This is a genomic window from Nesterenkonia sp. PF2B19 (genome assembly GCF_001758425.2).
Lineage (GTDB): Bacteria > Actinomycetota > Actinomycetes > Actinomycetales > Micrococcaceae > Nesterenkonia > Nesterenkonia aethiopica.
In genome coordinates this window covers 17,591-27,914 of sequence record NZ_MDSS02000047.1, presented here as the reverse complement: position 1 = coordinate 27,914, position 10,324 = coordinate 17,591, and the positions used below count along the sequence as shown (strand labels likewise).

Here is a 10,324-nt window from a genome sequence, read left to right as displayed (position 1 = left end):
CGCACCGCGGGCCGCCGGGTGGGCGCCCTGGTGACCTCAGGGGCCATGCTGGCCGCAGTTCCGCCGGCGTGCTGGTCCTGCTGGTGCTGCTGCCCCTGGCCGGGCTCATCCCGGCGTGGCGGCGTCGTCTCCGCCCGCTGATGGTCGAGATCATCGGCGACGCCTGGCTGTACCGGTCGGCGGCCCTGGACGAGACTGTGCTGCCCCGACTGCGGCGCATCGTGGAGGAAGCCTCGGCCCGCGCCGATCGTGTGGTCCTGGTGGGACATTCCCAAGGCGCGGAGCTCAGCAGGCGAGTGGCACTGCAGACGACGGCGGCCGGGTGCGTATGGCTCGGCTCCGGGGAGCACCAGCTCAACACCGTACGCATCGTCGCCGCCTCCGGCTGGCCGACCCTGCTGGTGTGGCCCGCGGTCCTGGCCTGGCCGGCGCTGGTCCACCTGGTGATCTCTCGCGGCGGGGACGTGGTGGCGCTCGTCGTCGCGCTGCTGTACGTGCTGATCACAGCGAGTGTGGTGCGTTGGGTGCGCCGGCGACCGGACGACGTCGGGCAGGTCCCGCAGAGTCGGATCTGGCACGTGAAGTCCCTGCTGGACCCCGTCTCCTGGGGCACGGTGTTCCCCGCCCGGCTGGAGGCCGCCAGGGAGCAGGACGAGTCCCCCTCCCCCGGAGCCGGCGCTCTCGAACTACCCGTGGTGTGCGTGCGCTATGTCCCCAAGCACCCCCACCGTCCCTGGTGGGCGGAGCATGTCACCTACCTCGATCGGGCCGCCACCGGTGCGGTGCTGATCGAGGCGGGGCTGCCGCGCCCCGTCCCCGTGCTGCCGCCCACGCCGGCCCGGGTCCGCACCTGGGTGGTGCTCGCCGCGGGCTGCCGCAGGCATCGTGCTGCTCTGGACCACCGCCCGACTCACCGCCTGGCCGCTGCTGATGCTGGGCTGAGGCGCTGGTCCGTTCCGCTCACCAGACCCGTCAGCGACCCGCCGCGTAGCCCTGCGCGCCGCGCGGGTTCGCCGCGGCCGCCAGTCGGCCTGTCTGCGGATCCCGGGTGACCACGGAAAGCCTCCCCAGCGACCACTCGCCGGCGCGAGTCACCCTGTGGCCGCGTCGCTCCAGTCCGCGGATGACCTCCTCGCCGAGCCGGTCTTCCACGACGGCGCCTCCCGGCTCCCAGGTGCGCGGCCAGAAGGACCCCGGTGCGGAGGTGGTGTGCAGGCTGGGCGCGTCGATGGCCTGCTGAGGCGTGTGCCCGCCGATGAGCAGCCGCAGCAGCAGGGGCAGCTGCCACTGGTCCTGCTGGTCCCCTCCGGGTGTGCCCATGGCCATGACCGGCTGTCCGTCGGTGAGGACCAACGTCGGCGACAGCGTGGTGCGGGGGCGCCGCCCCGGCTCGAGGCGAGACGGCGAACGCTCGTCCAACCACGTCATCTGCAGCCGGGTGCCCAGGCAGAATCCCAGCCCGGGGATCGCCGGGGAGGACTGCAGCCAGCCGCCGGAGGGGGTCGCCGAGATCATGTTGCCCCAGCGGTCCACCACATCGATGTGGCAGGTGTCGCCGCGGCTCGCCCCATCGGCGCCGACCGTCTGTTCTCCCGCCCGGCTGACGGTGGGCTCGCCGACGCCGGCCGGCCCTTCGGCGTCGCCGGCCTCGCGCAGGGGCGGCAGGACGGTCTCACGTCCGGGCAGGTCTCCGGGACGGAAGTCGACGGCGGCGGTCTCGCCGATCAGCGCCCGCCGAGCGGCCGCATGCTCGGCCGAGAGCAGGTGGTCCAGGTCCACGTCGTCGTGTCCGTAGTGGGCGTCCCGGTCGGCCAGGGCGAGCTTGAGTGCCTCCAGGACGAGGTGAGCTCCACGCTCGGTGCCGGGGTCCAGCTCTGTGTCGTCGTAGGCCTCGAGGATCTTCAGCGCCTGCAGGAGCACCGGCCCCTGCCCCCACGCCGGGGTCTTGGCGATCGTGTGCCCGCGGAACTTCACGGTGGCCGGTGCCTCGTAGCCGGCGTCGAAGGCGGCGAAGTCCTCGGCCGTGATGACCCCGGCGTGCTCTCCCCCGTCGGAATGCCGGTGCGGCGAGGCGGCGAACGCTGCGGCCTTCTGCGCGACCCGTCCGGTCTTCCATTCGGCGCGGGCGGCGTCGATCTGGGCGGCGCGGTCGCCGGTGTCGGCGCCGGCGGCGATCAGCCCCCGCAGCACCCCGGCGTACTCCGGGTTGCGCATCAGGGTCCCGGCGGCGGGCACGATTCCGTCGGGCATCCACAGGGCGGCCGAGGTCGGCCAGTGCTGGGTGAACAGGCCGGCCACGCTGCGGATGGTCGCGGCGATGCGGTCCAGCACCGGCGCGCCATGCTCGGCCAGGTCGATCGCGAACTCTAGGACCTCGGACAGCTCCCAGGTGCCGTGGTCGCGGAGCAGCACCAGCCATGCATCCACGGCTCCGGGCACGGCCGCGGCCAGGGCTCCGGCTCCCGGGACGGTCTCCAGACCGAGCCCGCGGTAGTGCTCGATGGTGGCCGCCGCAGGGGCCGGCCCCTGGCCCATGAGGATCCTCGGAGATGACGGCTCCTCCGCCGTGGCGAAGACTCCGGTCATGTCCCCGCCCGGACCGTTGAGGTGCGGTTCGACGACGTGCAGCACGAAGGCGCCCGCAGTGGCGGCGTCGAAGGCGTTGCCGCCGCGCTCCAGCACGGCCTGGGCGGCGGCGGTGGCGAGCCAGTGGGTGGAGGCCGACATGCCGAAGCGCCCCTCCAGAGTGGGGCGGGTGGTGTCGGCCGTGGCGTGGGTGAACGTGGTGCTCATCGGCGAGCAGGTCCTTTCGGCGTCAGGGGCCGCCCTGTCGGCTCCTGCGCGGAGCCCGGGCGGGACGACCTTGGTTGTCCACCGCAACAGTATCGGATCCGGTCCGACGGCCGCGGCCGCTCGTCACACCCGGACCTCGTCACACCCGGAGGTTCAGGCGATCCCCACCCATTCCTTCTCACCGTCGGCGAAGAACTGTTCCTTCCAGATCGGCACCTCTGCTTTGATCTGCTCGACCAGCTCCGCGCAGGCGGCGAAGGCCTCCGCACGGTGGGCAGAGGCGACGGCGGCCACGAGGGCGTGGTCGCCGATGCGCAGGTCGCCGATCCGGTGGGCGGCCCAGATCCGCACGCTCGGATGCGCGGCGGCCACGTCCCGGGCAACCCGGGTCAGCACCGCGTCCGCACTGGGGTGGGCGGTGTAGGACAGCCGGTCCACCGAGCGGCCGCCGTCGTGGTCACGCACGATGCCGGAGAAGTCCACCACCGCCCCCGCCGTGGCGGCCCAGACCTCGTCGTGAGCCTGACGCGGGTCCAGCGGCTGCGCGCTCAGGGCGGCGCAGACCACCCGCTCCTCGGCGGGCAGCGCCTCGGCGTCGTGCGGGGCGCCCTCGCGGCTCAGCGGGGTGCGCGGCTCAGCGGTCACCGTCAGTTCCCCATTCGTCGTGCTGACGCAGGTCGGCGACCTGATCGCACAGATGCGGGAGGATGTCCACCAGCACCTGCATGCCCTCTCGGACGGCCTTGGGCGATCCGGCAGATTGACCACCACGGTGCCCTCCGCGACGCCGGCCACTCCCCTGCTCAGCGACGCCAGCGGATTGTGCGCCCGCCCATGGGCGCGCACCGCCTCCATGATCCCGGGGATCTCCTTGTCCAGCAGCGGCAGCGTGTATTCGGGGGTGAGATCGTCAGAGGTCAGCCCGGTGCCGCCGGAGGTGATGATGACCGCCGGGGCCACCTGGACGAGCAGCTCGGAGAGCGCGGCGAGCACCCCCTCGCCGTCGGGGATGATCACGGGCGGCCGACAGCCGAAGCCGATGGAGTCGGCGAACTCGGCGATGATCGGCGCGCTGTGGTCCTCCCGCACTCCCTGGGCGGCGCGGGTGGAGACGATCACGGGGGCGATGATCCGTTCGCGGCTGCGGTCGTCCTCGGCGGGAGTGGCCGCTGAGAGGTGCTCATGGTCAGTCATGTCTGGTCCATTCTCCATGTCGTCCACCGGATTTGTGAATCACCTGCTGGTCGGTGATCACAGCGGCGCGGTCCACCGCCTTGATCATGTCGTAGAGGGTCAGCACTGCCACAGACACGGCGGTGAGCGCCTCCATCTCCACCCCGGTGCGTGAGGTGGTGCGCACCTCGGCGGTGATCAGCACGGCTCCGGGTTCGGGCTGATCGACGTCGAGGTCCACGGTGACCTTGCTCAGCGGCAGCGGATGGCACAGCGGCACCAGCTCGTGGGTGCGCTTGGCTCCCATGATCCCGGCAATGCGGGCGGTGGCCAAGGCATCCCCCTTGGGCAGCGCCCCGTCGGCGAGCTGGGCGGTCACCTCTGCGCGGGTGCGCAGGATCGCCTGGGCCCGCGCCGTGCGGGCGGTGACGTCCTTGTCCGAGACGTCCACCATGTGGGCGCTGCCGTCCTCGCGGACATGGGTCAGTCCGGTGCTGGACGGCTCGGCGGACGAGCTCTCAGGCTGGCTCATGGGAGTCTCCTTCCGGTGAGCAGCAGGGCGTGGCGTTCGGCTCCTGCCGGCACTTGGGTGTCGTCTTCGGTGAGCTCCACCAGCACGTCGGCGCGTGCCAGATGCCCCAGCAGATGCGAGCTCGGCCCGCCCACCAGGCGCACCGTCGGCAGCTGGGCGGCGTCGTCGGTGGAGGCGGGTGAGAACTCGGCGCGGCGGTACTGGGTCACCCCGGGACGGGACTCCACCGCCTCCGCCAGGGTGACGGCGATCCTGTGCGGCGGCGGACACGAGGCGTCGAGGCTGGCGAGCGCCGGCCGGAGCAGGGTCTCGAGGCTGACCGCGGCAGCTGACCGGGTTGCCGGGCAGGCAGACCACGGCGACGGCGGGTCGCCGCCCGTCGGCGGGGATCAGCCCCCATCCTTGGGGGCCGCCGGGCTGCTGGCGGATGGAGCCGAACTCGATGCCACGGTCGGCCAGGGACTGGCGGACCACCTCGAAGGCGCCGGCGCTGATGCCGCCGGCGGTGACCAGCAGCTGGGGGTCGTACTGACTGATCAGCTCCTCGACCACATCGGTGAACGTGGCGACGTCGTCGGAGGCCGTCGAGGCCGCATGGGCCTCCACCCCCAGGCTCTCCAGTCCGGCCATCAGCAGCGGGGTGTTGGCATCATGCAGCTGGCCCGGCCGCAGCGTGCTCCCCGGGCGGCGGACCTCGTCCCCGGTGGCGAGCACGAGGGCGCGTGTCCGGGGCCGGACGGACACCGTCGCTCGCCCCAGGGCGGCCAGCAGCCCGAGCCGGGCCGGTGTGAGGGCCTCACCGGCGCGCAGCACCGTCTCGCCGGCTTCGACGTCCGATCCGGCGGGACGGATGAAGCGTCCCGGGCTGAGATCCTCGGCGGTCAGCTCGGTGAACGTCACCGACCTCGCAGTCCGGCCGCTGGGCGGACCGGAGGTTCCGGGGTCTGACTGCGGCAGCAGATCCTGGAAGCTGCCGGCGGTGGTGCGTTCCACGGGGATGACGACGTCGGCGCCCTCCGGGAGCGGCCGCGCGGTCATCACCGCCGCCGTCGCGCCCTCGGGCAGCGACGGCGCGGCGGATCCGGCTGGGACGACGCCGGCCAGGGGCAGCGACCGTTCCTCGCCCGGGGTGAGGTCCGCGGAGCGCACGGCGAAGCGTCCATCTGCGAGTTGTCGAAGCCCGGCAGCGGGGCCTCGGCGATGACATCGGCAGCCGCGACTCGGCCCACCAGACCGGGTTCGATGACGCGGAGGGACTCCCCGCCGTGTCGCGCCGGGTCCTGCAGGGCGGCGGACAGCACGGTGCGCAGCCGGCCCACATGCTCGCTGACGGAGGCGCGCTCACGGGTGGTCGCCGACCCGGTGGTGGGCCGTGACGAGGGCCTGGGTGAGGAGGGGGCCGGTGACGAGGATGCGGGGGCAGGCGCCATGCCTGCGAGTCTAGTGCCCCGCGATGACACGGGCGTCTCCCCGCGATGGCGGGGGCGTCTCCCCGCGATGGCGCGGACGTTTCGCCGTCAGCCTCCGCTCCCCGGCCTGCCTCGGGGCGGATCCGGCAATGCGTACGACACACTGTGACCCGTAACATGGAGGGCATGGAGGAACTGGCCGCCGACGCCCCCGACGCCGCCGATGCGCTGGGCCCCGCCGTGATGCCCGACGACGGCCGATCCGTGCCTGCCCTGGCCGCTCCGGCGCCGGTGTCTCTGGGGATGCCGAGTCTGCCGTCTCGGCGCGGCGAGCCGCTGCCCGGCGCCGAGGCCGCCGACCCTGCGCGCGGCCTCATGGACAGCTTCGGACGGCGCGCCACCGATCTGCGGATCTCGCTGATCGACAAGTGCAATCTGCGCTGCACCTACTGCATGCCCGCCGAGGGACTCCCCTGGCTCTCCCGCGACCAGCTCCTCACCGCCGAGGAGATCCGTCGCCTGGTGCGCATCGGGGTGGACACCCTCGGAGTGCGGGAGCTGCGGCTCACCGGCGGGGAGCCCCTGGTTCGGGCCGATCTGGTCGACATCATCGCCGGGATCCGTGCCGACCACCCGCAGCTGCCCATCGCCATGACCACCAACGCGATCGGCCTGGAGCGCAAGGCCGAGGAGCTGGCCCGGGCCGGACTGGACCGGGTCAACGTCTCCCTGGACTCCCTGCATCGCGAGACCTTCGCCCAGCTGACTCGGCGGGACTCGCTGGACAAGGTCCTGGTCGGCGTCGAGGGGGCCGCGGCGGCCGGGCTGACCCCGTTGAAGATCAATGCGGTGCTGATGCGCGGGATCAACGACCACGAAGCCCCTGACCTGCTGGCATGGGCCCTCGAGCAGGGCTACGAGATGCGCTTCATCGAGCAGATGCCGCTCGACGGCGACCAGAACTGGCGTAGGGAGGGCACCGTCTCCGCCGCCGAGACCCGTGCGCTGCTCTCCGAGAGGTTCCAGCTGCGAGCCGACGCCCTGCCCCGGAACGGCGCTCCGGCCGAGCGCTTCGACGTGCTCGACCTCGACGGGACCGTCCTCGGGCGAGTGGGGGTGATCGCCTCGGTGACCGAGCCGTTCTGCGCCGACTGCCGACGCACCCGCATCACCGCCGAGGGCAAGGTGATGAGTTGCCTGTTCTCCCGGGAGGAGTTCGACCTCGCCCCTCTGCTGCGCGACCCCGAGGCCGATGATGAGGACGTCGCCCGGCGCTGGGCGGAGGCCATGTGGCTCAAGCCAGCCGCGCACGGCACCGACCGCCCCGGCTTCGACCTGGACAGCTTCACCCGCCCGGACCGTTCGATGTCCGCGATCGGAGGATGACCCGATGACCAGCACCTCACCGGTGAGCCGCGCCCGTGTGGACAGCGCCGAAGAGAGCACCGCCGGAGAACGCACCGCCTCGACGCTGACGGTGCGCCTCTTCGCCGCGGCCGCCGAGGCCGCCGGCGCCGAGACGCTTCATCTGCCCCTGGAGCAGCCCGCTGCGCTGGGGACGGTGCTCGATGGGCTGCCCGCCAGCGCGTCCTCAGGTGATGGCGAGCAGCTCGGGCGCGTGCTGCGGCGCTGTTCCTTCCTGGTCAACGGAGTCCGAGCACCGTCGAACGATCGGGAGCTCGCCCCCGGCGATCAGCTCGACGTGCTGCCGCCGTTCGCCGGCGGCTGAGTCGCTCCCGAGGCCTGTGCCCGTCCAGGAGTCAGTTCCCCGCACATCTCCGGGAGCCTGACACGTCTCAGGGCTTCGCGGCGTACGGGATTCTGACCCCCGGATGCCCCACGAGCCCGATCAGTGGAGCTCGACGTCCTGCAGCTCGACCACATTCCGGTCGCCGAGCGGCTCCTCCAGCTCCACCACCACGGAGACGTAGACGGCCTCCTGCGTGCAGGGCTGGTCCTCCGCCTCGGGCAGTCGGCCGGAGACCGTGGCGATGCGGACCTCCTCGGCATCCTCCTCCACCACGGAGCGGACCCCGTAGCAGCTCAGATTGCCGGAGTAGAACATGACCTCCAGCTCGGTCTCGGAGATCTCCTCGTAGTCCTCCCAGGTGGCCTGCACCTCGCCGACCAGCTCGGGGGCTTCCTCCACCTGCCGCGCCTCGGGCTCCGGCAGGGTGGTCTCGCCGTCGTCAGCATCACCGTCGTCGCCCGAGGCCTGGCCGTCGTCGGTCGGCTCGTCGAGATCCGTCTGGGCGATGTCGGAGTCGGGCTCCTCCGGCGCGTCATCATCAGTGTCCTCCCCTGCCCCGCCGCACCCGGTCATCAGCAGGGCGGCCAGCGCGGGCAGGGCCCAGACCGCGGCGGTGATGCCGCGGCCCGAGCGGCCGCCGCCCGCCCGAGCGCGAGGGGCGGTCTCATCGGGGGTCAGGCTGTGCTTGAGGTTCATGGGGCTCTCCTCGGCTCGGGGGAAACGGTGCGCAAGGTGTGCTCTCCGGGCCAGTGGGCGCTGAGCGCATGCATCGCGGCGCGCGGGTCCTCCACGCTGATCACCGCGGCACCGTCATCGGTGACCACGCGCAGGGTGGGGCCACCGACCACATACTGAGTCTCGCCTGCGTTGCGTCTCCGGCCCAGCGGCGCGGTGAGTCGCGTGCGGCCGCCGGTGCGGATCTGCCGGACGGCGTCCCAGCCGATGGTCTCCGAGAACCAGAAGCCGGCACTCAGGCGCAGGCCCGAAGGCGTCACGCTCAGCCGCACGCGCAGCACCGTGGACCAGGCGAAGCTCAGGCAGCCCAGCAGAATCCCGACCAGGAGGGGCAGCGCACTGCCCGTGGACCATCCCCAGGCCAGGGTCGGCAGCGCCACGGCGACGGCGGCCAGACCGGCGATCAGCTGCTGCCGCCCGGAGAGTCCGACGTCGCTGATGAAGGTCTCCTGGCCGCGGCTGTCTGCCGTCATCGGCGCTCCTCTCCGGTGCTCGGCTGCGGGGACTCTCCAGTCTAGGAGCGGACCCGCGGCACGTCACCGCCTCAGCGGTCGCGTCCGGGCCGCACCACGGTGGTGGCCCGCGGCGAGTCTGCCAGCCGAGCCGCCACCTGACGCACATCTTCGGCGCTGACGGCCTCCAGCTGGGCCAACGTGTGGGAGACGTCCACGAACTCGCCACGGACCAGTTCGGCCCGGCCCAGCCGGGACATCCGGGAGGAGGTCTCCTCCATGCCGAGCACGGTGCCGCCGCGCAGCTGTCCCTTGGCGCGGTTCAGCTCCTCCTCGGTGACCGGTTCGGTGGCGATGCGCTCGAGCTCGGCGGCCATGACGTCGATGACGCTGTCCACCTTCTCCGGCAGGCAGCCTGCGTAGAGCCCGTAGCAGCCGGCGTCGGTGTAGGCCGCGGAGAAGGAGTAGGTGGAGTAGGCCAGGCCGCGGCGTTCGCGGATCTCCTGGAACAGCCGGGACGACATGCCGCCGCCGAGGATCGCGTGCATGACGGAGAGGGCGAAGCGGTCGTCGTCGGAGGCGGAGAGGCCCCGCCCGCCGAGGATCACCTGCGCCTGCTCCACCGGCTTGACGTGGTCCTCGACCCCGGCGCGGACCGGGATCTCCACGTCCTGCCCCACTCGGCGCGGCGCCGGGTCCCGACGGATGCTGGTGTCCCAGGCGGAGGCGTCCAGGGCGGCGTCGACCATGCGGCAGAGCTGGTCATGGTCGAGTCCGCCGGCGGCGGTGATGACCAGCTCGTCGGGCCGGTACCAGCGGGTGAAGTGCGCGTGGACGTCCTCCCGGGTGGCGGCCCGGATGTCCTCGGGCGTGCCGCCGATGGGGCGGCCCAGCTCGTGGCCGTCCATGACCTGGGCGGCGAACCGTTCGTGGACGACGTCGTCGGGGTCGTCCTCCGCCATGGCCAGCTCCTCGAGGATCACCCCGCGTTCGGTCTCCATCTCCTGGGGGTCCAGGGAGGCGGAGGTGACCATGTCGGTCAGCACCTCCACCGCCATGGGCAGGTCCGCGTCCAGGATCCGCGCGTAGTAGCAGGTGGACTCCTTGCCCGTCATCGCGTTGGACTCGCCGCCCACCGCGTCGAAGGCGGCGGCGATGTCCAGGGCGGAGCGGCTGGGGGTGCCCTTGAACAGCAGGTGCTCCAGGAAGTGGGTGGAACCGTGCTGGTGCCCGGCCTCGTCCCGGGAGCCCACGGCGATCCAGAAGCCGATGGTCACCGATCGCTGTCCCGGCATCTCTTCGGTGAGCACCCGCACGCCGGAGGGCAGGACGGTGCGGCGGACGGTGGAGCCGGCGTCGGAGTTCAGGATGCCTTCGGTCCGGGGTTCGATGGTCACGCGCATGGGGTGGGAGTGCTCCTGGTGGGTGGTCGGCACGGCACGCCGGGCGAGCTCGCCCGGCAAGGTGCCAGGGTAACGCA

At 72.5% G+C, this 10,324-nt stretch carries 9 protein-coding genes and 1 pseudogene; 3 read left to right on the top strand and 7 right to left on the bottom strand.

The genetic code is table 11. The annotated features are described in order from the left end of the window. Positions 1-1,052 (top strand): hypothetical protein (locus BCY76_RS12940; RefSeq protein WP_237090141.1); only part of this gene is annotated, 1,052 nt, incomplete at its 5' end. On the opposite strand, the gene BCY76_RS12935 is transcribed toward BCY76_RS12940, so the two are convergent. From BCY76_RS12935 to BCY76_RS19500, 4 genes and pseudogenes are all read right to left on the bottom strand, one after another. Next, positions 973-2,793: a gamma-glutamyltransferase family protein gene (locus BCY76_RS12935; protein ID WP_085437782.1), complete on the bottom strand. Its 1,821-nt coding sequence runs from the start codon at positions 2,791-2,793 to the stop codon at positions 973-975. The two genes, BCY76_RS12940 and BCY76_RS12935, sit on opposite strands and share 80 nt — an antisense overlap. 153 nt (positions 2,794-2,946) lie before the next feature. Beyond that, entirely contained in the window at positions 2,947-3,987 is a 1,041-nt protein-coding gene (locus BCY76_RS20010; protein ID WP_272896849.1) for a molybdenum cofactor biosynthesis protein MoaE, read from the bottom strand. Continuing rightward, positions 3,980-4,498: a cyclic pyranopterin monophosphate synthase MoaC gene (moaC, locus tag BCY76_RS19505; RefSeq protein ID WP_070158908.1), complete on the bottom strand. Its 519-nt coding sequence runs from the start codon at positions 4,496-4,498 to the stop codon at positions 3,980-3,982. The genes BCY76_RS20010 and moaC overlap by 8 nt, the downstream gene beginning before the upstream one ends. A 333-nt stretch (positions 4,499-4,831) precedes the next feature. Beyond that, positions 4,832-5,647: pseudogene (locus tag BCY76_RS19500) on the bottom strand (molybdopterin molybdotransferase MoeA); the annotation flags it as partial. A 563-nt stretch (positions 5,648-6,210) separates the two neighbouring features. Here BCY76_RS19500 and moaA point away from each other — a divergent pair. Together moaA and BCY76_RS12900 are read left to right on the top strand one after the other, a co-directional pair. Next, the gene (gene moaA / locus BCY76_RS12905; protein WP_085437785.1) at positions 6,211-7,293 is read left to right on the top strand and encodes a GTP 3',8-cyclase MoaA; all 1,083 of its coding nucleotides are present in this window, start codon (positions 6,211-6,213) and stop codon (positions 7,291-7,293) included. 4 nt (positions 7,294-7,297) lie between these two features. Then, complete coding sequence (locus BCY76_RS12900) at positions 7,298-7,636, top strand: MoaD/ThiS family protein (protein ID WP_083277640.1); 339 nt, start codon at positions 7,298-7,300, stop codon at positions 7,634-7,636. A gap of 120 nt (positions 7,637-7,756) precedes the next feature. Here BCY76_RS12900 and BCY76_RS18215 read toward each other — a convergent pair whose 3' ends face one another. The 3 genes from BCY76_RS18215 to BCY76_RS12885 form a co-directional block, all read right to left on the bottom strand. Further along, positions 7,757-8,353, bottom strand: a complete 597-nt coding sequence (locus BCY76_RS18215) for a hypothetical protein (RefSeq protein WP_070161277.1) — start codon at positions 8,351-8,353, stop codon at positions 7,757-7,759. After that, entirely contained in the window at positions 8,350-8,865 is a 516-nt protein-coding gene (locus BCY76_RS12890; protein WP_070161275.1) for a PH domain-containing protein, read from the bottom strand. Before BCY76_RS12890 ends, BCY76_RS18215 begins: the two co-directional genes overlap by 4 nt. Before the next feature lie 71 nt (positions 8,866-8,936). Continuing rightward, entirely contained in the window at positions 8,937-10,247 is a 1,311-nt protein-coding gene (locus tag BCY76_RS12885; RefSeq protein ID WP_085437780.1) for a M16 family metallopeptidase, read from the bottom strand. Positions 10,248-10,324: the final 77 nt, after the last annotated feature.